Below are 21940 nucleotides of genomic sequence, written 5' to 3'. Positions count from 1 at the left end.
TCACAAGAGTGTGCCGACGCTGATGACCACGGTGATAAACACCGTCAGAATAAGCAGCAAGGGCCAGATGAAGGCGAGCCATCGATCGTAGGACACCCGCCCGATGGCAAGCCCGCCAACCACAACCGCGAAGGTGGGATTGATCAGGTTCACCAGGCCGTTGGCGGACTGGTAGGCGGTCACCACCAGGTCCCGCCCGACGTTGGCAAAATCCGCCAGCGGCGCAAGGATCGGCATGGACAGCACAGCCAGCCCGGAGGACGAGGGCACGAAGAAACTCATGCCCACCTCGATCCAGAACATCAGGTTGATAAAAGCCAGCTCCGGCAAACCACCCAGGGAGGTTTCGGCGCTGTGCAGGATGGTATCGGCAATCATGCCCTGCTCCATGATCACCACGATGCCGCGGGCAAGGCCAACCACCAGGGCGACACCTAGAAGATCCCGGGCGCCATCCACAAAGCTGCCGGTCAGTTTCTTTTCGCCCAGGCGGGCAATAAGGCCAATCACAATCGCGGCGCCGAAGAACAGGGCCCCCATTCGTGCCATCCACCAACCCTGGGAGGACACGCCCCAGATCATCACCGCAAAGGTCAGCCCGAAGATAATCAGGGAAATGATCTGAATGGTGGTGAGGCTTGCGCTGTGAATCTCTTCATCATGCCCCTGCAGGAACAGCTTACGGTGGGCTGCCCACTGCTTTGACACCACCGAACGTGACGGGTCTGCCTTGACCCGGTGGGCATACCGCATGACATAGGCAATGCAGATCAGCAGGCCACCGATCAGCAGAATGAAACGCAGCACGATGCCGTCGGTAAACGGTATGCCGGCTGCATTGGCGGCGATCACGGTGGCGAAGGGATTGATGGTGGAGCCAAGCACGCCAACCCCGGCACCGACCAGGATAATGGCAACACCGGTCACTGCGTCGTAGCCGGCCGCGAGTATGACGGGAACCAGAATCGCGTAGAAGGCCAGGGTTTCCTCGGCCATCCCGTAGGTGGTGCCACCCAGGGCAAACAGGGTCATCAGGATAGGAATCATCCAGATTTCATGGCCTTCCAGGTGTCGCATGGCGCTGCGAATGCCGGTATCTATGGCACCGGTTGCATTCATCACCCCGAGAAAGCCCCCGAGAAACAGCACGAACAGGGCAACATCAATGGCGTTGGCCGCGTAACTGTCGGGATCGTAGAACCCGGCAGTCGGTGCCAGCATGACATCAACAAAGCCCTGGGGGTTGGGGTCCACCGTTTGGTAGGTGCCAGGCACAGCAACCTCTCGCCCGACCTCTTCATTCATCGCCCGTTCATATTGCCCTGCCGGGATAATCCAGGTCAGAGCAGCGACCAGGGCAATCAGACAGAACAGAATGGTGTAAGCTGTGGGGAATCGCGAAGCAAGATCGTTTTCGGCATTTTCGGGCGGCGTTTCGTCTTCAGTCACGATGCGGTCTCCTGTCCTTAATCGCATTGTGCAGACAGCTCCTTTCCGGGAACCTCGGGGAGGGGCTGAACACATCCTCACGTGGCTGCGCGCCACTGGTTCAGATCTGCATGGCAACAGCATAGTTCATCAAGTCATTTCCGAAGTTGAGGTAGAGCAAGTTTTAACAGACCCCGAAAAAGCCCCGGTGGCCCAGCTGGCAACCGTGAACACCGACAACAATCTGGCAAAAAACTGACACCCATCAATTCCCTTCGACCAACAACCAATAGTTTTCCAGCGCCGTTCCGGCATCCTATCCTGCCCTATTGGACCCTGATTGGAGAATCCAGACACAGCCAGCCCCATACCCCGACCCGTTGCCTAAACTATGGACGTTGAATGTTTGCTCAACTGCTACACTTACAAAAGTGTCTCAAAGGCAAGGGAGTTCGTAACATTTACCAGCCCAGAAACCGGAATCCGCTCTTATGGCCAGACGCCCGACTGCGATCAATCCGCCCTCAGACATCGACCCCGGTCGGCTCGCCCTGATTGCCTCGGTAACGCCCAACTTTCTGGTCATGCTGGACAACGCGGGGCGTATCGAGTGGGTCAATCCCAGCTTTGAAAAGCACACGGGTTACCGCCTTCATGAGGTTAAGGGGCGCTTCCCGGGAGACGTGTTGTACGGGCCCGGCACGAACCCGGAGACTGCGAAACGCATCAACCAGAAGCTGCGCCAGGCGGAGGTTATTGAAGAGGATATCCTTCACTACACCAAGGCCGGTTCTCCCTACTGGGTGCATACCTATTGTGTTCCGATCAGTGCCGATCAGGACGTTGGCCAAGGCTTTATCGCTATCCACAACAATATTTCAGACCGCAAACACAGTGAACGCAGTCTGCGCATTGCCGCCAGCGTCTTTGACCACAGCCACGAAGCCATTCTGATTACCGATCAGTCGAACCAGATTCTGGATGTGAATCCCGCGTTTTCCCGGATCACGGGCTACAGCCGCAACGAGGTTCTGGGGCTCAACCCCGCCATTCTCAGTTCCGGGCGCCATTCGGCGGGCTATTACCAGTCCATGTGGCGATCAATCGAGAAAACCGGTCACTGGTGTGGTGAAATCTGGAATCGCCGGAAAAACGGGGAAGAATACATTGAGCTGCTCGCCATCAGCCGCGTACACCTGGACGAACCCGCCCAGCACTACCATGTTGCGGCGTTTTCAGACATTACGGCGATCAAGAACCACGCCAGGGAACTGGTCCGGGCGGCCAACTACGATGACCTGACCGGCTTGCCGAATCGCCAGCTGCTTGAGGAGCGGCTGCGCACCGCCCGGGATCATGCTGACCGGCAAGGCCGCAGCCTGTCGGTATGCTACCTCGATTTGGACGGCTTCAAGGCCATCAATGACCAGCTTGGGCAACGGGCGGGCGATCAGACCTTGCGGACCCTTTCCGAGCGGCTGACACGATCAATGCGCAGTGGCGACACGGTGGCCAGGATCGGTGGCGACGAGTTTGTGCTCCTGCTACAGGGCGACGACAATCACGACGCGGTCTATCAGCGCCTTCTTGCCACCGTTGGCGAACCCGTGCCAGTAGGCGACCAGAGCGTTACCCTGACGGCAAGCCTCGGCATTACCCGCTACCCGGAAGACGGGGCAGACGCCGAAGGTCTGATCCGTCACGCCGACCAGGCCATGTATTCAGCAAAAGAAAAGGGCCGTAACCAGTATCACTTCTTCGACCCCGGCCTGGATGAGCATCGCCGGAACCGTCGCAACCAGCTGATGGAAATCAGCCGGGCGCTCGAAAATGAGGAATTCGAGCTCTTTTTCCAGCCCCAGGTCCGGGTTACCGACTGCCAGTTGCTTGGTTTCGAGGCGCTGATCCGCTGGAACCACCCGGAAAAGGGCCTGGTTTCTCCGGGTGAGTTTCTGCCCGTTGTGGAAAACAGCCACCTGGAGGCTCCCCTGGGCCAGTGGGTGCTGAAAGAGGCCATCCACCGGATGAACGTCTGGAGGGAAGCCGGCGAGAACCTCGCCATCAGTATCAACATCAGCGCACCACACCTGATGGACAGAAGCTTTATCGACTATCTGGAAAGCTACCTTCACAGCCACCCTGATCTCGATCCGGCGCAGATTACCCTGGAAGTACTGGAAACAACGGCCCTTGAGGATACCAAACGGGCCAGCAATGTCCTCACTCGGTGCCGGAAACTCGGCCTGCAGGTGGCCCTGGATGACTTCGGCACGGGATTTTCATCGCTCACCTACCTGCGCACGCTGCCGGTGGATATCATCAAGATTGATCAGAGTTTCGTGCGGAACATGCTTGAGGATGCCAGCGACCACGCCATTGTGGAGAGCGTGATCTTCCTGGCCCAGCGGTTTGCCCACCCGGTACTCGCTGAAGGGGTGGAAACCGCGGAACACGCCCGGGCGCTGCGGCAGATGGGCTGTAACTTTGTTCAAGGTTATGGTATCGCCCGCCCGATGCCCGCAGGGGAGGTTCTGGACTGGGCACGCCAGTGGCAGGAACGGGTGGCGTCTGGCAAACACGGGGATGCGTTCAATCCGGTTCTGGCTTCCGGCGAAGGCCTCTGAGCCGGGATGGGCTTATCGGTAACGCCTCTGATCGAGTGTTGTCAGCCGGTCCGGGTGAAACACCATCAGCCCGGTCACCAGGGTGCCATTCACAAAGCCCTCCGGAATCATGAACAGAGGCAGATAGCGCAGGTATTCATGCACCAGCTCATCAAAGGTATAGACGCCGCTGGTCCATAGCATCAGGCACATGACGATGCCCGCAGCGGCCACCGAAATGCCCGCGCCGAAAAAGCCGCAGAAAAAGATGTAGGCGAAAAAATTCTGGAAATCCCGCCGACGCTCCCAGAGCATGATCCAGTGACTGACAAGTGCCGGCGCCATCACCGTAACCAGGCCGTTGGCGGCAAACATCAGCAACGGCTCGCGGCCGGTAATCACGGTAATCACCAGGGCCAGCAGCCCCGAAAGAACCGCCAGAGCCCAACCCAGCATCAACGTTAAAGCTGTGATACCGAAAATATGGATGGCCAGGCCCGGAGAAATCCCCGCCCGCAACTGCCAGACAAACCCCAGCACCACGGCTGCCCCGAAAAACGAATGCTGGAGTGCGCTATCCTTTCGGAACGCCTGCCAGTCAATCGAACGCACTGCCCGGACCAGAATGACCAGGAAAAGCAGAAGGGTGGTGATCCACTGGCTGGTCGATAGCAGGTTTTCAGTCATGCCCATAGCGAAAATACCGCAGAAACCAGGTCGGGAATGACATCATAACGGCCGGCCCCACCCCCGGCGCAAGCGGATCCTGATTAATCAGGCGACCTGTTTTTCGAGCTTGCCAGGGTCGGTCAGGCGCTGCCAGGCTTCGTAGGTGCTCAAATACACCTCGCCGCCCAGGTGGGAAAGCAGTTCCGTACCCTTCAGCCTGTCCATCACCGGCCCTTTCACCTCGGAAAGATGCAACCGGACCCCGGCATCCTTCAGGCGCTCGTTGATAGTTTCAAGGCTTTCCAGCGCAGAGGCATCCACCAGGTTGACCGCCGGACACACCAGCACCAGGTCTTTCAGTTCCGGTTCCCGGGTCAACAGATCCATCACGGTTTCCTCGAGGAAACGGGCGTTGGCGAAGTAGAGGCTTTCATCCACTCTCAGGAAGGTGACCTTGGGGCACAGCTCCACGTCGTGGCGGAGCACATTGCGGAAGTGCTCAGTGCCGGGCACCCGGCCAACCACCGCGCTGTGAGGACGGCTGGTACGATACAGGAACAGCCCGATGGACAAGGCCACACCCGCGATGAGGCCCGCCTCCACACTGTGCACCAGTGTCAGCACGATAGTGGCGAGCATGGCACCGAAATCCGTCCGGGAATAACGCCAGGTGCGGCCCAGGGCCGGAAAGTCGATCAGGGTGGCGACGGCAACAATGATGGTTGCCGCCAGAGTCGCCTGGGGCAGATACGCAATCGCCGGCGTCAGGAACAGCGTTGCCAGGGCAATGCCCACCGCCGCATAGGCGCCCGCGGCCGGCGTTTCGGCACCGGCATCAAAGTTGACCACCGAGCGGGAGAAACCGCCGGTTACCGGCATCCCGCCGGAAAAGCCGGCACCCAGGTTGGCGGTGCCCAGGCCAATCAGTTCCTGGTCCGGATCGATTCGCTGGCGCCGCTTGGCGGCCAGAGTCTGGCCGACGGATACCGATTCCACGAAACCGACCACGCTGATCAGCAGGGCGCTAACCGCCAGTTGCTGCCAAAGCCCCATATCCAGACTGGGCAAAGCCAGCTCCGGCAATCCCCGGGGAACATCGCCCACCAGGCGCACACCCCGGGCATCAAGCTGGAACTGCCAGGCCACCAGGGTGGTGGCCAGAACCGCCAGAATGGGAGCGGTTTTGGTCAGGATATCCGCCCTTCCCGGCGCCAGCCCCACAGCCATCAGAAGCGGCTTCAGGCGCTTGCGTGCCAGCACCAGAAACAGCAGCGCGCCGATGCCAACGGCCAGGGTCGCCGGATTGGTATCGCCGATCGACCGGATCAGGGACTGGCCAATCGCCAACAGGTTGTGGCCGGAGGCCTGAATCCCGAAAATATGCTTGAGCTGGCTGGCCGCAATGACAATACCGGAGGCGGTAATAAAGCCGGAAATGACCGGGTGACTGAGGAAATTGGCGAGGAAGCCAAGCCTGAAAACACCCATTAGGGTCAGCATCAGGCCTGACATGACCGCCAGCAGAATCGCTCCGGAAACGTATTCCGGAGTACCCGCTTCCGCCAGCGGCGCCAGCGCGGCCGCGGTCATCAGGGAAGCCACCGCCACCGGTCCTACGGACAAGGTGCGGCTGGTACCGAACACGGCATAGATCACCAGCGGCAGGATACTGGCGTACAGCCCCACCTGGGCGGGCAGGCCTGCCAGCAAGGCGTAAGCCAGGGACTGGGGAATCAGCATCACGGTCACGATAACCGCGGCCACCAGATCACTGGTGGCCTGATTGCGCCTGTACTGTGGCGCCCAGTCAAGAATGGGCAGATAGCGTTTAAGATTCATCGTGAATCTCAGAACAGGTTAACTGGCACTTTCAGGTAAACCTGCCCATTGTCTTCGGCAGGCGGCATGTGCCCTGCCCGCATGTTGACCTGAACCGACGGCAGAATCAGCCGTGGCATGTCCAGGGTCGCATCCCGCTCGGTGCGCATTTTCACGAACTCTTCTTCGGAAACGCCTTCATGGACATGAATGTTCGCTTCCCTCTGCTCCGCCACCGTAGTCATGTGCTGGTACTCGTCGCGGCCCGGTGCCTTGTAATCGTGGCACAGGAAAATCCGGGTTTCCGCCGGCAGCGACAGTACCTTCTGGATGGACTGGTACAGGGTGCGGGCATCACCACCTGGGAAATCACAACGGGCAGTGCCGAAATCGGGCATAAACAGGGTGTCGCCAACAAACGCGGCATCACCAACCACATAGGTCAGGCACGCGGGAGTATGGCCCGGGGTGTGCAGAACACGCCCCTCAAGACCACCAATGGCAAAGGTGTCGCCTTCCTTGAACAGCTTGTCGAACTGGCTGCCGTCGCGCTGGAACTCGGTGCCGGCATTAAACGCCTTGCCAAATATCTCCTGAACGTCGCGAATGTGCGCACCGATACCGGTTTTGCCGCCCAGTTTCTCATGCAGGTAGGGCGCCGCAGACAGGTGATCTGCGTGGACGTGGGTTTCCAGGATCCACTCTACTTTCAGGTCATTGCTGCGAATGTACTCGATAATCTCATCGGCAGAGCGCACATCGGTGGTACCCGCGGCGTAATCAAAATCCAGGACCGAATCAAGAATGGCGCAGGCCTGGCTGTCCGGGTCACGCACCACGTAGCTGAACGTATTGGTGGGTTCATCAAAAAAATGCTGAACGATCGGGTTGCTCATGACAGTCACCTCTGAGTGATCCAAATATCAATTTTAATCTAAGGATATACTATTTGGTAATATGAGGTAAAATGATCTTTTTTTATATGCGCAGTGTTCCTGATACATCAACAAGGCAGTCCCGCCCTGCCTGTTTGGCCAGATAAAGCCGGTAATCCGCTCCGGCGATGAGGGCGTCCGGCGTTGCGGGGCGGTCAACGAATTCCTCTATGCCGGCCACCCCGGCACTCACGGTCACCGGTATATCCTCGTCATCGAAGACAAAACTTTCTTCATGCACGGCTTCCAGAATTCGCTGCACAAGCTGTCGCACGTCACCGTGTTCCACGGCGCTGAAGACAACAATGAATTCTTCCCCTCCGAAGCGGGCAACCACATCCATGGAGCGGGTCTGGCTTACCAGAATATCGGCAAACCGCTGCAGGATATAATCGCCCCCGAGGTGTCCGATGGAGTCATTGATGTTTTTGAAGTGATCAATGTCGAACATGGCCAGCGCGAAGCGTTCCCCCCGGCGGTTGCTCCGGCCCAGCATCTCATCCAGCCTTGGCATCAGGTAACGGCGGTTGTGCAGTCCGGTCAGCGGGTCCCGAATGGACTGGTTCAGCAACTCTTCTTCCAGACGGTTGCGTTCCAGGACACCGGACAAAAGGCCGGAGACGATAATCAACAGATCGGCCTGGTCCAGACGCCAGGTTCTTCGGCGAAGGGAGTCGACGCCAAAAAAACCCGTCACCCGTCCGCGCACCCGTATTGGCACGCAGAACATGGACGACACCCCCTGTTCCTGAAGCAGCGCCCGCTCGGGTGCAGCTTCCCGGGGCAGCCGGTCGACATCTTCAATAAACACCACCCGGCTGCCACTGACCATCCCCTCGATCTGTTCCTGCCACCAGTGAAAATTCTCGATCGACACCTGCTGCTGGGTATCGAGCAGCGCCGGCACACCGTCCCTGCACCACTCATGGGTATTGGTCATCACGGCGTAGTCGTCGGAAAAGCAATAAAGATAGGCCCGATCTACCTTGAAAAACATGCCGATGGATCTCAGAAGTTCATCAATGCACTGATCAATGGTGCCAAAACCAAGGTTGATGAATTCGGTGGATAGACGGGCAATCAGCCGCTGGAAACCGGCCTGGAAGGAAAACTCCGCCTCGCTCTCGCGCAGGCTCTGCTCCAGGTCCTTGTAGTGCTGAATGTTATGGAACTGGCCGTACCAGAGAGTGCCGCCATCGGGCTGGCGCTCGGGCTCCGCGTTAACCTCAAACCACTCGTAACCGCCATTCTCCAGCCTGAGCCGGGCCCGATAGCTCCAGGTACTCAACGTATCCGCCGAGGCACGGATACTCTCCATGACGGCTTCAACGTCTTCCGGGTGGATCATTGAAAAAATCGGATCCGCGTTATCACTCAAATCCGCGGGATCAATGCCAAAGAGCGACTGCACATGTTCGCTAATGAAGGGACAGCGATGGGAATCGCCTTCCGAACTCACCCAATAAACGAAGAGGACTCCAGGAACCCCTGAGGCCAGTTTCTGGAAAAAACGGGCAGACAAACCGGTTTGCTGCCCGTTACCGGACCTTGACGCCTTGGACACCATGTCCTCCCAACGGACGAATCACCCCTGCTCATAACAGAGTGTAGCCCACGCTGACAGGAAGCAAACCGGTTCCGGAGACGACGAATCATAGCGAGTCCAGGCGATTCCTGGCTTCTTCCCGCCGACCAGCATCGGCGACCTCCCGTCCTGCCCTGCCGGGTGCTTCGAGGGCTTTCTGCAGATATCTCCGGGCCCGTTCCGGCTCGCCCTGGTCCAGCAGAAAATCCCCAAAGAAGAAATTGGCATCCATGCCATCAGGATTGATAGCCAATGCTTTCTGCAGATACTGACGGGCCTTGTCGTCATCACCAAAGCCCAGCGGCCAGCCAGGGACCTGATAATAGAGGCTGCCCAGTGACGTGTAGGCCGAGCCATCCAGTGCATCTGGGTCAATCGCCAGGGCCGCCTCCAGTGATTTACGGGCATCCTTGACCAACCCCAACGCTCCCAGACCGCCCTTGGCGCCAGCATAGGTGCTGAGCACAATACCCTGCCAGATCAGTGGCTCTGCCCGGTCCGGATAATGGGCGACAAACTGTTCTGCCTCGCTGGCCAGACCTTCAAAGGCTTTCTCTTTCAGGTCCTCTGGCACCTGATACTGAATCTCCGCCCAGCGATGCTGGATATCGGCCAGTTCGGTCTCCAGAGCCGCCGCCCAGAGTGGCTGGGCCGCCAGACACAGGATCAGCAATAACACGCGTTTCATGACAACACTCCCGGATTCAGAAACCGCCGGATGACCGGTAATTGCTTCAGCATCGCCTTGTCGACAATTCTGGGCAGGATGCCGTTGATCACCACAAACAGCTTTTCCGGCCAGCCCAGGAAACGCCGGCGAACGTCATTTTCCATGGCGGCAAGAATCTGCGAAGCCACGGCTTCCGGCGCGTCCATGGCATTGCCGAGGGCCCGGTTAAGCTCGTTTACCGCCTCTGGATTCATGTCTGTGGCGGTGGCCCGGGGCGCTACATAGATCACCTGGACCGGGGTATCGGCCAGTTCCCGTCGAAGCGCTTCGGTAAAGCCACGCAGACCGAACTTGCTGGCGCAATAGGCGGTGTAACCGGGGAAGCCGATGCTGCCAAAGGTGGACCCCACGAACACCAGGGCACCCTGGCCGGCTTTTTCAAACCTGGGTGTAAAGTGCCTGGCCACAATCATCGCTGACCGGAGATTGACGGCGATCTGGGCGTCCAGTTCGCTGACTGCCATATTCTCCAGGCTTGCAAAGCGATTCTGGCCGGCACAGTGGATCACACCATCGATACCCGGATAGGCGTCACTGAGACGAACCAGCTGTTGGTCGAGATCTGGCGCCGCCAGGTCCAGGTGAACGAGCGAGACACCTTCACGGTGCTCAAGCTTTTCCGGATGCCTGGAGGCCACAATCACCCGGGCGCCAGCTCTCACCAGGGGTTCAACCAGCGCCTTGCCGATACCGCCGGTGCCACCCAGCAGAAGAAACGCCCGATCATGCAGCCTCATGACGCTGCTCCTTGCGGTTCGACGGCCCAGGAACAGAAACGAGAGGAATGCTGTGCAGCATATCGCCATAGAGCCGATAGACCATGCGCGCGGCTTCGATGATCGCCTGCTGGTCATCGGGGTCGGTGATCTCGTTCATCAGGTTACGGAAAAATTCGAAATGCTCCTGATCCAGAGCACCATGGGAGTATAGATAGCTGAAGGCCTCATCCGGCAGCCCGAGCTGTTTCTGGATCGCCTCACCGAGCGGCGTCGCCAGCTCAATCGACGTGCCTTCCAGCACCTGAACCATACCGAAGAACGCCGCCGGGTTACCGCGGTTAATGCGGTCATAAAGGTAAGCGACCATCAGCTCGATAGAGGTATCCGGGCTGCCATGACGAATGGTTTCCTTGTCCTCTCCGCAGGCCGCAAGATCGTTGAGGATCCACTCATGGTGGCCATACTCCTCCTCGATGTACTCCACCAACGCCTTTCGCACAAATTCCAGACGCTCGGGTAAGCGGCCACCGCAGGCCATCATCAGGGGCACGGTGTGTTTCACGTGGTGATACGCCTGGGTGAGAAACCAGGTATAGCCATTGAGGTCAAACCGGCCCTCGCGGATGGCCTCAATAACAGGCGCACCGGTTACGTGGGCGCGGGCTTGTGCAGTTTCGGACTGCAGTCGATCGAAAAATGCCATGAAAGATCCTCCTGGCGGGTTTGAAAGTTCAGAATTGGAAATCGAAAGGTTCATGAAAATCGGAAATGCGCCGGCCAGCAGCGTTGGCAGATCCGCCTGAATCTGTTGGCGAACAGGCCGGCCGTTTGCAGTCAGGTAGCCCTCAGCCTGGCTCAATGGTTGACGGCGGATATAGACACCGGACAAACGGGCGTAGTCCGGCAAATTGTTGTTCAGGGCGTCCAGCTGGGAGCGCAACGCATCGGGTGAGCGGCCATCCTGCACCACCACTAGAGCAGAAGGGCGGGGGTCGCCATCACCAAACACCACCGCCTGTCGGGCACCAATCGCCTGGATGAGTTCACTCTCCAGCCATTCCGGGCTGATGTTGCGACCAAAGCTGGTAATCAGAAGATTCTTCGCGCGACCACTCACCGACAGGAAACCCCCGGCATCCCGGGAACCCAGGTCACCGGTATCCAGCCACTCATCCCCTGCCGGTTCATCCCCCAGGTAACCCAGGTGGGTGTTCCCGGCCACCAGAATGTGTCCGCGGTCATCCACCCGTACCCGAACATGGGAGAGCGGTTTACCCACCGCACCTTCGCGTTCGGTTCCAGGCACGTTCAATGCAACCACGGAACTGCACTCGGAAAGCCCATAACCCTCGTAAAGCGGCAGGCCGACCGCGCGCCCCCTGGCAAGCAGGTCGGACGAAACCCGTCCTCCACCAACCGCCAGAAACCGGAAAGAATGACTGTCCAGCTGTTTCTGTTCGGCCGCAGACACCAGCGTCAGAGCCAGTTCCGGCACCAGAATCAGGGACTGCGGCTGGTGTTCGTTGATGCCCTGCACCAGCCGGCCGATGTCCAGCCCACTGCTTCCGGTCATGCCCAGATCCTGCAAGGGTGCGACCATTACCGTACTGCCCATAAGCAATGGCAGATAAACCCCGGCAATGTTCTCCAGCAATGTGGCCAGTGGCAGGATGCACAGGTGCCGCTCAAGGTCGACGCCCTCAAGACGCTCCTGCAAGGCCAGCGTGGTGGCCGTCATCTGGGCCACCGACAGGCAGACGCCCTTCGGGTTGCCTGTACTGCCAGACGTAAAGGTTATCTTCGCGGTCTGCTCCGGCATCCAGGCGGCTGCCGCTGTTACCGGCAAATGCCTAAGCCAGACACCATGGCCAATATGCTCACCGCCATTGCTTGCGCCCCCTGACAACAGGCAATCAAGGCCAGCTCGTTCAGTCAGGTGTTTCGTCTGAGTCCGTGAAAAAAACACCGGCACGGGGACACACACCACGCCGGCAAGCAAACAGGCCAGATCGGCAAGAATCCACGCCACGGAGTTGTCGCCACACAGGCCGGCCCGGCGCACACCAAGGCGGGTCAACTGGTCGGCGAGAGCCTCGGCCGCCTGCATCATCTGAGCATAAGTGAAGGCCGACTCCGGCCCCTGAAGCGCCGTTTGTGAGGGTTGGACGGCCGCCTGGCGTTGCAGAAGTTCAGGCAATGTGGCCATAGGAACCTCCTGCCATCGCTTCTTCCCCGGGGGCTTCGGACTCAACCGGCTGAATCAACCGGAGCAAACCGGCGGTCCGCAGTGCCGACATACCATCGGCGACACGAATGGCCATCACCACCGGATGATGGTCGTAATAACGCCCCCAGCCGGCACCGCCATCGGGCAACATGGCGGGATCGGCAGTCGCCAGGACCTGAGTGGCAATGCCCAGGCGATGAAAACTGTTGCGTAGCTGATCCGTGCCGGTGCACACCACCCAGTCATAACCGGCCCCATCCAGCCACACCGACAACGAGGCAAACAGAAAACGGCTAACGCCGGCTTCAACGCCCGCCAGATGGGCAATCTCCGCGATCCGATGTCGCTCGATGCCCGCAACCGGCATCACCGACTCCACAGGCACCGACAGATAATCTTCCAGGAACAGTTTTTCCAGCGCAGCATTACGAACACCGACCGCGGCAAGAAGACTGCCCTGAGCCGTTGTCAGGGCAAGCAATGCCGGTATGCGCAGAGAAGGCTCGGCGCCATAGGCATGCAGGAAGCGCCGACGGATAAAATCCGCGACCGTCCCGGCCATTGCCGTCTCGGGACGGATCTCGTTAAACCAGCGACCGGCACAACGGATGACCGGAACCACCTCCCCGGAGTCCGGGGGACAACATGTGGACATCATCAGCGGGTCTGTCATATGGGCTCTCCAGTTTCGCTCCCCGTGGGCGCTTTGATCACGGGTACCAGATTAGGAGCAAAGCCTTAAACCAGGCTTAAGGACGGCCGGGAGAAACCTTAAGGCCGGCTTAAGGTTTTTCAAAGGTCGCGGTTAAGGCTTGCTTAAGGATGGCCCGGTAACGTGCCGGCCATCATTCGGATTCTTCCGATAACGCCCGGGTTCTTAAGTGAGGCTGTATGAGATTCCCGTTATTGCGGTCAAATGGCTGGGGCAGATTGCCACGATTCCTGCTGGCCGGTGGCGTCGCCACCCTGCTGCATTGGCTGACCATGCTGGTCTTGATCGGTTGGGGACTGAACGCCGTTCTCGCAACCGCCACCGGTGCCACGGCTGGATTGCTGGCAAATTATGTTGGCCAGCATCGCTACGCTTTTTGTTCCAACCTGCCTCATAGAATTGCGTTCCCGCGATATCTCACGGGGGCTGCATTGGGCTGGGCCCTCAATTTAGCGGGCTTTTCGCTACTCCTGGTTACGGGTCTCAGCGTCGCCCCCTCGCAACTAATCACGACCGGCCTGGTTGCCTTTGCCAATTATCTCTTTGCACAGAGGTTTGTTTTCCATGAAGAACAGACAATCAACGTTCAGTAATCCGATGCTGAGCATCATTATCCCGGTTCACAACGAAGCCGATGTGATTCCAACCCTGTTGAAACGGCTGGATCTGGTCTGCCGCCAACTGCCGGGCCAGGTTGAGCTGTTGTTCGTGGACGATGGCAGCCGGGACGATTCTGTTGCACAGCTGCTACGGGCCAGGGACCGTTACTCCGGAATCCGTGTCGTTCAGCTCTCCCGGAACTTTGGCAAGGAAGCGGCCGTTACCGCGGGCCTTGAGAGTGCCCGTGGCGATGCCGTGGTACTGATGGACGCCGATCTCCAGGATCCCCCGGAGTTGATCCCGAGGATGGTTCAGGCATGGCAGCAGGGGGCAGACGTCGTTCTGATGAAACGGCGATCGAGGGCCGGTGAAAGCTGGCTGAAACGCACCACTGCGAGCATTTTCTATCGCCTGATCAACCATATAAGTGACGCATCGATACCGGTGGATACTGGCGACTTCCGACTGATGAGCCGGCGCACCGTAGATGCCCTCAACCGGTTACCCGAACGCAACCGCTACCTGAAAGGCATGTTCGCGTGGGTTGGCATGCCAACGGTCACTCTCGAATTTGACCGCGATCCACGCCTGGCAGGCAAAACCAAGTGGAACTATCTGAAGCTCATGCATCTGGCGATGGAAGGGATTACCTCGTTCTCCACGCGCCCACTGCGGATTGCCCTGATCCTCGGCCTCTTTGCCGCCGGCGCCGGAGGCCTTTTCGGCACATGGGAAGTTATCCGGGCAATGGTTTTCGGCATATCCACACCGGGTTACGCCTCCATGATTGCCATGATCACGTTCCTCTCAGGGGTTCAGCTGCTATGCGTTGGCCTGTTGGGGGAGTACGTCGGTCGGATCTATATGGAGACCAAACAGCGCCCGGTGTTTATTGTTGCGGAAGACAGCGACGACATTGCTCAGCCGGTTCTCACCCAACTGCGAGTAGCCGGTAATGACCAGAAACATTAACACCCTGCTCTGGCTCCTGTTTGCCGTGCTTGCCGCACGGCTCGGACTGGCGGCGATACTGCCGCTGGCGGACACTACCGAACCGCGCTATGCCGAAATTGCCCGCATAATGGCCCACACCGGAGATTGGATAACCCCATGGTTCGACTACGGAGTGCCGTTCTGGGGCAAGCCACCACTGTCGTTCTGGGCGCAGGCACTGTCGTTCAAATTGCTGGGTGTTTCTGAATTCGCGGGCAGGCTGCCATCCTGGCTGGCCAATGTCATTATCGTCTATCTGGTCTTCACCCTGCGTCGTTACCTGCATCCCGAACGCGACAGCCAAGCGGCAACGTCGGCCGGCCTCTGGGCCGCCCTGATTTACGCCACCACGGCCCTGGGCTTCCTGACGGCGGGCACGGTGATGACCGATTCGTTCCTTGCCCTCGGCTCAACGCTGGTACTGACCAGCCTTGTGGTTCGTCTTCAGGGCGGCCCCATGGTGTGGGGCTGGCTCTTCTTTATCGGTCTTGCCATCGGCCTGCTCGCCAAGGGCCCGCTGATTCTGGTTCTGACCGGGCTGCCGGTTTTTCTCTGGGTTGCGACGACCCGACGCTGGCTGGTCCTGTGGCAGCAACTGCCCTGGCTACGCGGTTCACTTTTGATGATGGCCATTGCAGCCCCCTGGTACGTTCTCGCCGAGCTCAAGACACCCGGTTTTCTCGATTACTTCATCGTGGGAGAACACATCAAGCGATTCCTTGTCAGTAGCTGGCAGGGTGATCTTTATGGCAACGCACACGAGTTTACCCGGGGCACCATCTGGCTGTACCTGGTTGCCGCCAGTTTCCCCTGGGGTCTGATCGCGATTGTTGCTTTTGGCGTTAGCCGCTGGCGCCGTCAACCTGCACCACAACAGTGGCAGCCCGTTGAAAAAGGCGTGGGCGGGCTGGTTCTGGCATCCGCGCTGAGTCCTGCCGTCTTTTTCACCCTCTCCGGTAACATTCTCTGGACCTACGTGCTTCCAGGTTTGCCGTTTCTTGCCGTGCTGGCATCCAGCCTCTGGCCGAGGGAACTTTCCGGTCGAATGCCGGCCTCCAGTCTGGCTGCAGTGCTGACAATCCCCATGATGGGGATCGCCGCCGCAGGCTGGCTTGCCCTGCACCCGGAGCAACTGAAAACCGAGCGGGATCTGGTCGCGCAAGTCGAACAACTCCCCCACATGAGCGCAGACAATCTGTTTTACCTGGGCAAGGCCCCGTTCTCGGCACGCTTCTACAGCCGTGGCGATGCTCATGCCATTGCCCAGGAAGACGTTATCGATCGCATTGAATCGGGCAACCTACATGAACCCATGGCTCTGGCTGTAGAGAAGGGCAACACCGCAATGATCAGGCGCCTTGAAGACCTCACCAGACCGATTGAGGAAAACCGTCGCTACCGGCTTTTCCTGTTGAAGCCATCCTCGGGAAATACCGCGACCAGCTTTCAGGAAAAAAGCAAAACCGGCGGTATCGATTACAATGCATCCAACGATCACCCGCTTAGCTGAAAACCAACCGGATTCCTGCTGTATGCGAATATTGCTGATTGAAGACGATCATCTTTTGGCCAACACCATGCTGGGTATGTTGCGTGACGAGCAGAACACCGTTGACTGGCTGGATGACGGCCAGCAGGCGCTCAATGCACTCCTGAACGATAGCTTCGATCTGGCCATCCTGGATCTGACGCTGCCCCGCGTGGACGGGCTGGATATAGTGAAAAAGGTACGCAGCCAGGGTATCGAGACGCCGGTCATCATCCTCACCGCCCGCGGCGATCTGGACGAAAAACTTCAGGGCCTCAATGCGGGCGCTGACGACTACCTGACGAAGCCCTTCGCCATGGCGGAACTGAAAGCTCGAATTCGGGCCGTTACGCGGCGCGGAGCCGGTGTCCGGACAGGCGGTCTGCAGGTGGGCAGGCTGATTCTGGACCCCGATTCAGGCCAGCTCAAGCTGGGGACCGAAACGGCGGCTCTTCCGCGCAGCGAATTCCAGATTCTGCACTACCTGATGCGCCACCCCGACCAGGTGGCAACCCGCCGTCGGCTGGAAGAGCAGCTGTATGGTTGGGAGCAGGGCGCAGAGAGTAATGCCCTTGAGGTGCATGTCCATCATTTGCGCCGGCGCGTTGGCAAACAGACCATCCGCACCGTCCGTGGCGTTGGCTACATGCTGGACAGCAAGGCCGCTGCGGAGGTTTCTCCCGAATGAGCCTGACCCGAAAACTGATCCTTCTGATCACCAGCACGGTGTTCTTCATCACTCTGATTGCTGCCGGCTGGGGCTTCTACGTCAGCGACCATCAACTGGAAGAGCTTTTCGACGCGGAGCTGGCCCAGAGCACCCGCATTGTCCAGGGCCTGGTTGAGCATCTCTCTTCCACGCAGTCGATGGAGCAGATTAGTCATACCCTGGAGAAGACGCTCCAACTGCCAGACGGCGTGTACCAGGGCGACGAGGAGGAGAATGAAATCCTGCCCGGCGGCGCGGGCCACAAATACGAACGGAAGCTGGCCTTTGAGGTCTGGTCGCCGGACCGGGAGCCGATTCTGGACACCCTGCGCGCCAACGATTCGCAGGGCCTGGAGCGTGGTTTCGGATGGCAGGAAGTAGCCGGATATCAATGGCGAACCTTCACCCTTGAAGATCCGGCGACCGGTTTCTGGATCCGCACGGCCCAGCGTGAAGATGTCCGGGATGAACTCAGCCAGGAAATCGCTCTCGGCAACGTACTGCCTTTCCTGATCGTGCTGCCCGTGCTGGCTCTGGCAGTGCTGGTGTCGATCCAGGTGGGCTTCCAGCCACTTAGAAAGCTCGAGAAGCCCGTACGCAACATGGCCCCGGAAAATATACACCCACTGGACGACCGGCAGGCGCCCAAGGAAGTCGCCGGTCTGGTGCAGGCGGTGAATGGTCTGCTCCGGCGCCTCAACCAGGCCCTGGAACGGGAGAGGCGGTTTTCTGCCGATGCCGCCCACGAACTGAGGACACCGCTCACGGCCCTGCGCCTGAATCTGGAAAAAGTCTACGAGAACGACCCGGAGCAATACGGCGATCTGATCCAGTCCGTGGACCGCATGGTGCACCTGGTCGAGCAGATGCTGCTGCTCAACCGCGTCGACTCTGGTGCCGATTTCACCCCGGAATACCACAACCTGTCTGCCATCGTGGAACAGAGCATTGCCGATGTGGCACCGCTGGCCCTGAAAAAGGACATCGACCCCGTGCTGCAGGACGATGCCGGTCAGGCCCTGGTCTCCTGCCACAGTGCCTTGATCAACACCCTAATGCGCTCCCTGCTGGCGAACGCCATCCAGTACAGCCCCGAACACACAAGCATCGAAACACACCTCACGCCTGCCGGTGAGGGATACCATATAACCGTGTGCGACCAGGGCCCCGGCATCCCAGCCGAGGCACGTGAGCGGGCTTTGAGCCGTTTTGTCCGGCTGGACCAGCGACTCGGTGGTGGCGCGGGTCTCGGGCTGGCCATCGCCAGGCGCATCGCTGAACTTCATGGTGGCCAGCTCACCCTGGGCGACCGGGCGGATGGCAACTCGGGCCTGTGCGTCAGCATCTGGCTCCCGGCCCGTGCCACCTCTCGTCTCAAGAAGGTTTAAGGTTGTTTTAAGGTTTGAGGAGGATACTCCGGCCCAATTGAACAGGGCCGACAGACGGCCCGGTTGAGATTCCGTTTTCGAGGATGTCTTTACATGGGTCAGGAAAGAACTCTCTCGCTGGTTATACCGGCCAAGGATGAAGAAGCCAACATCGCTACCCTGCTGACCGAGGCCTATGGGGTAATGCGTGACTATCACGGCTTTGAGGTGGTGCTGGTGGATGATGGCAGCACAGACAGAACGCTGGACACAGCCGTTCGGACAGCCCGGGCCCTCGGCGGCCGGTTGTTGACCATTCGCCACGAGCGCAGCATCGGCCAGAGCGGTGCTCTGGCATCGGGTATCCGACAGGCCCGGAGTAAGTTGATTGTTACCATGGATGGCGATGGCCAGAATGATCCGGCCGACATTCCCGCCATGCTGCAGAAAGCCAACACCATGCGGAACCCGGACTTCTGTATTGCCGGCTATCGCAAGAATCGCAAGGACACCGCCTGGAAGCGATTCCAGTCACGCCTGGCCAATCGAGTGCGGGATGCACTGCTTCATGATGGCGTGCCCGATACCGGTTGCGGCCTGAAGCTGTTTCCCCGGGAAACCTTCCTCAAACTCCCCTGGTTCGATCACGGACACCGATTCATCCCGGCGCTGGTACGAGGGATCGGCGGTGACATTGCCATCGTGGAGGTAAACCACCGCCCACGCACCGCAGGGATTTCCAAATACAACGCCTGGAACCGGACCTGGGCCGGCATCCTGGATCTGCTCGGTGTACTCTGGTTGCTGCACCGCACCCGGGTTCCTGTTATCAGCAGTGCCGGTCAGGCCGATCCACAGGGATCGGTGGCGGAGCGCTCCTGACATGATCAACAGTTCCCGCTGGCTGGCCTTCGCAGCCCTGGTGCTGGTTGGCTATCTGACCATCCACAACGGCTGGCTCGACTTCATTGCCGACCAGAATGAAGTGGCGAACTATCTCCACAGTCATGGTGTCGGCGGATTGGTGGTGATTACCCTCGCCGGCGCATTGTTTACCGGCCTCGGCGCTCCACGCCAGTTGCTCGCCTTCGTGCTGGGTTTTGCACTGGGCGGGCTCAACGGGACACTGCTGTCGACCCTGGCCGCCGCCATCGGGGCCACCGGCTGTTTCCTGACCGCCCGCTGGCTGCTGCGAACGCCATTGAGCCGGCGGTTCAGCCATCGCATGCAGCAGTTTGATCGCCTGTTCCGGGAGCAGACGCTGTTGAAGGTTCTCATGGTGCGTTTGCTGCCGGTGGGCAGTAACCTGGTGACCAACCTTGTCGCAGGCTGCTCCGGGATCCGTTTCTCACCGTTCCTGTTCGGCAGCACCCTGGGCTATCTGCCCCAGATGCTGGTGTTTGCCCTGGCCGGTGCCGGTATCGGCAATGCCAATGCCTATCAGCTTGCCGTGAGCATCGGGTTTTTTATTCTCGCCTCGCTGATTGGTGCTTTTCTCTATCACAACCAGAGGGCCAGGACGCTGGCCGATTCCGTTTCCGACTCTCTCTGAGACCGAACCATGCCTGCATCACCCTTCGTCCGCCACCTGCCGGATACCGTGTTTAACCTGTCCCGCAATCAACTCCTGCTGTTACTGCTGGCCTTTGCCGCAGTCGTGATTTTTACCGGGATCGGACTACGTTCCCCCTGGCCTGCCGACGAACCGAGGTTCGCGGAAGTGGCCCGCGAAATGGTCGCCTCCGGGCAATGGCTGATCCCCATGCGGGGTGGTGAGTTCTACCCGGACAAGCCACCGGTGTTCATGTGGAGTATTGCCTTCTTTTACTGGCTGACCGGCAACCTGAAGATTGCATTCCTGCTGCCCAATGCGCTGTGTAGCCTGCTGACACTGGGACTGGTCTTTGATCTGGGCACCCGCCTGTGGAACCAGCGAACCGGTGCCATCGCGGTGATGTTGCTGATGCTCGCGCCACAGTTCGTGATCCAGGCCCAGAAAGCCCAGATCGATGCCATGGTTGCCTGCTGGATTGCCGTCGCCTGCTACGGTCTGATCCGACACTTTTTCACCGGGCCCGCCTGGGGCTGGTACTTTGTCGGCTGGGCGTTTATGGGGCTTGGAATCATCACCAAAGGGGTCGGATTTCTGCCGGCCCTGATGCTCATTCCCATTTTGGTCATGAAGCTTCGCGATCGCGCACTGTTCAGGGGTACACTAACCTGGCGCTGCGCACTGGGCCCGCTGGCCATGCTGGCAGTGGTTGCCGCCTGGCTGATTCCCATGGTGCTTTACGTTAACAATCTCGGCACCGAAGAGGCCCTGGCTTATCGGAACAATATCCTGTTCAAGCAGACCGGCGAGCGCTATGCCGACTCATGGGGCCATATCCAGCCCTGGTACTATTACCTCACCAGCGTCATCCCCTCGCTCTGGTTTCCTCTTCCGCTGTTGCTCCTGGCCTTGATCCGGCCCTTGTCTGAAACCGCCCGGTACCGGCCGATTATTCCTGTACTTCTGGGCTGGATTGCCCTGGTCATCGTGTTTTTCAGCCTCAGCCCCGGCAAGCGCGGTGTTTACCTGTTGCCAGCATTGCCCATGCTGGCCCTGATTCTCGCCCCGCTGCTCAGCAGCCAGAAACCGGCGGGGTGGTTTCCGCCGCTCCTGACAGGTGTGCAGTTCCTGCTCGGTATCGCGTTGATGGCGGTTGGCGTCCTGGCCTGGAACGACCACCCCAGGCTGGTTGAAAAAGTGGCCGACTACAGCACCGACCCGGCCAAACTGCACGAGGCGGGGACGTTCGTCTTCGTCATAGGACTGGCCTGGCTGATCACCCTGTTCGGGTTCTGGCGCTCCCGTGCGTTGGGGCGTCTGTTCCTGGCCATGATGATCACCTGGCTGCTGCTGGGCACCTGGGGCTATCGAATTCTTGAGCCGCTTCGAACTCCTCGCAACGTTCTGGCCGCCGCAGAACAGCATATCCCGCCCGGCGGGCAGCTCGGCATGATCGACTTCCGGGAACAGTTCCTGCTGTTTTCCAAACGCGACTTTACCCATTTCAGCTTCTTTACCGGTCGGGAACAGGAAAATCGCAATGCCTGGTTGTGGATGAGCGAAACCGAGGACAGCTATCTCCTCGTCGCCGATCAGATTGAGTTACCCTGCTTCACCAAAGAGGGTGCCATTCCCGTGGGCACGGCCCACCGGGACAGCTACCTATTATTGACTGATGAACAAATGAACCCCAGCTGCGCACCACCAGACAAGGTCAAACGGTTTACCACGCCTGAGCCCGGCAGTTGGCAGGATTGAGCTGGCG

The 21940-nt window shown here is 59.2% G+C and carries 18 protein-coding genes; 9 read left to right on the top strand and 9 right to left on the bottom strand.

Annotation, left to right across the window (positions count from 1 at the left end; translation table 11 throughout):
* Entirely contained in the window at window positions 1-1449 is a 1449-nt protein-coding gene (locus ACP86_RS10655) for a YfcC family protein (RefSeq protein ID WP_082220558.1), read from the bottom strand.
* Window positions 1450-1919: 470 nt separating this feature from the next.
* On the opposite strand from ACP86_RS10655, the gene ACP86_RS10645 reads away from it, so the two are divergent.
* A complete protein-coding gene (locus ACP86_RS10645; RefSeq protein WP_053113719.1) occupies window positions 1920-4052 on the top strand; it encodes a GGDEF and EAL domain-containing protein in 2133 nt (710 codons plus the stop codon).
* A 12-nt stretch (window positions 4053-4064) separates the two neighbouring features.
* On the opposite strand, the gene ACP86_RS10640 is transcribed toward ACP86_RS10645, so the two are convergent.
* From ACP86_RS10640 to ACP86_RS10605, 8 genes are all read right to left on the bottom strand, one after another.
* A complete protein-coding gene (locus ACP86_RS10640; protein ID WP_053113716.1) occupies window positions 4065-4724 on the bottom strand; it encodes an energy-coupling factor ABC transporter permease in 660 nt (219 codons plus the stop codon).
* A gap of 81 nt (window positions 4725-4805) precedes the next feature.
* Window positions 4806-6539 carry a SulP family inorganic anion transporter gene (locus ACP86_RS10635; protein ID WP_053113714.1) on the bottom strand — a complete coding sequence of 578 codons (1734 nt, stop codon included), beginning with the start codon at window positions 6537-6539 and terminating at the stop codon, window positions 4806-4808.
* 8 nt (window positions 6540-6547) lie between these two features.
* Entirely contained in the window at window positions 6548-7414 is an 867-nt protein-coding gene (locus ACP86_RS10630; RefSeq protein ID WP_053113712.1) for an MBL fold metallo-hydrolase, read from the bottom strand.
* Between the two features lie 82 nt (window positions 7415-7496).
* Entirely contained in the window at window positions 7497-9020 is a 1524-nt protein-coding gene (locus ACP86_RS10625; protein WP_053113710.1) for a diguanylate cyclase, read from the bottom strand.
* An 85-nt stretch (window positions 9021-9105) separates the two neighbouring features.
* Window positions 9106-9726: a tetratricopeptide repeat protein gene (locus ACP86_RS10620; protein WP_053113708.1), complete on the bottom strand. Its 621-nt coding sequence runs from the start codon at window positions 9724-9726 to the stop codon at window positions 9106-9108.
* Window positions 9723-10505 carry an SDR family oxidoreductase gene (locus ACP86_RS10615; RefSeq protein ID WP_053113706.1) on the bottom strand — a complete coding sequence of 261 codons (783 nt, stop codon included), beginning with the start codon at window positions 10503-10505 and terminating at the stop codon, window positions 9723-9725. Before ACP86_RS10615 ends, ACP86_RS10620 begins: the two co-directional genes overlap by 4 nt.
* Window positions 10492-12693, bottom strand: a complete 2202-nt coding sequence (locus ACP86_RS10610; protein WP_053113704.1) for an AMP-binding protein — start codon at window positions 12691-12693, stop codon at window positions 10492-10494. The genes ACP86_RS10615 and ACP86_RS10610 overlap by 14 nt, the downstream gene beginning before the upstream one ends.
* Window positions 12677-13387, bottom strand: a complete 711-nt coding sequence (locus ACP86_RS10605) for a thermostable hemolysin (RefSeq protein WP_172835829.1) — start codon at window positions 13385-13387, stop codon at window positions 12677-12679. The genes ACP86_RS10610 and ACP86_RS10605 overlap by 17 nt, the downstream gene beginning before the upstream one ends.
* Before the next feature lie 218 nt (window positions 13388-13605).
* Between ACP86_RS10605 and ACP86_RS10600 the strand changes: the two genes are divergently transcribed.
* The 8 genes from ACP86_RS10600 (at window position 13606) to ACP86_RS10565 (ending at window position 21933) form a co-directional block, all read left to right on the top strand.
* Window positions 13606-14019: a GtrA family protein gene (locus ACP86_RS10600; RefSeq protein WP_053113702.1), complete on the top strand. Its 414-nt coding sequence runs from the start codon at window positions 13606-13608 to the stop codon at window positions 14017-14019.
* Window positions 13991-14998, top strand: coding sequence for a glycosyltransferase family 2 protein (locus ACP86_RS10595; RefSeq protein ID WP_053113700.1), 1008 nt, complete (start codon window positions 13991-13993; stop codon window positions 14996-14998). The genes ACP86_RS10600 and ACP86_RS10595 overlap by 29 nt, the downstream gene beginning before the upstream one ends.
* Window positions 14982-16529, top strand: a complete 1548-nt coding sequence (locus ACP86_RS10590) for an ArnT family glycosyltransferase (protein ID WP_053113698.1) — start codon at window positions 14982-14984, stop codon at window positions 16527-16529. The genes ACP86_RS10595 and ACP86_RS10590 overlap by 17 nt, the downstream gene beginning before the upstream one ends.
* Window positions 16530-16551: 22 nt before the next feature.
* A complete protein-coding gene (locus ACP86_RS10585) occupies window positions 16552-17235 on the top strand; it encodes a response regulator transcription factor (protein ID WP_053113696.1) in 684 nt (227 codons plus the stop codon).
* Window positions 17232-18644 carry an ATP-binding protein gene (locus ACP86_RS10580; protein WP_053113694.1) on the top strand — a complete coding sequence of 471 codons (1413 nt, stop codon included), beginning with the start codon at window positions 17232-17234 and terminating at the stop codon, window positions 18642-18644. Before ACP86_RS10585 ends, ACP86_RS10580 begins: the two co-directional genes overlap by 4 nt.
* Window positions 18645-18737: 93 nt before the next feature.
* Window positions 18738-19505 (top strand): glycosyltransferase family 2 protein, encoded by a 768-nt coding sequence (locus ACP86_RS10575; protein ID WP_053113692.1) that lies wholly within the window; start codon window positions 18738-18740, stop codon window positions 19503-19505.
* Between the two features lies 1 nt (window position 19506).
* Window positions 19507-20175, top strand: coding sequence for a TVP38/TMEM64 family protein (locus tag ACP86_RS10570; RefSeq protein WP_053113691.1), 669 nt, complete (start codon window positions 19507-19509; stop codon window positions 20173-20175).
* Between the two features lie 9 nt (window positions 20176-20184).
* Window positions 20185-21933, top strand: a complete 1749-nt coding sequence (locus tag ACP86_RS10565) for an ArnT family glycosyltransferase (RefSeq protein WP_053113689.1) — start codon at window positions 20185-20187, stop codon at window positions 21931-21933.
* The last annotated feature ends 7 nt before the right edge of the window (window positions 21934-21940 follow it).

The sequence above is a fragment of the Marinobacter sp. CP1 genome (assembly GCF_001266795.1).
Taxonomy (GTDB): Bacteria; Pseudomonadota; Gammaproteobacteria; order Pseudomonadales; family Oleiphilaceae; genus Marinobacter; species Marinobacter flavimaris.
This window is presented reverse-complemented; position numbering and strand designations above follow the sequence as displayed.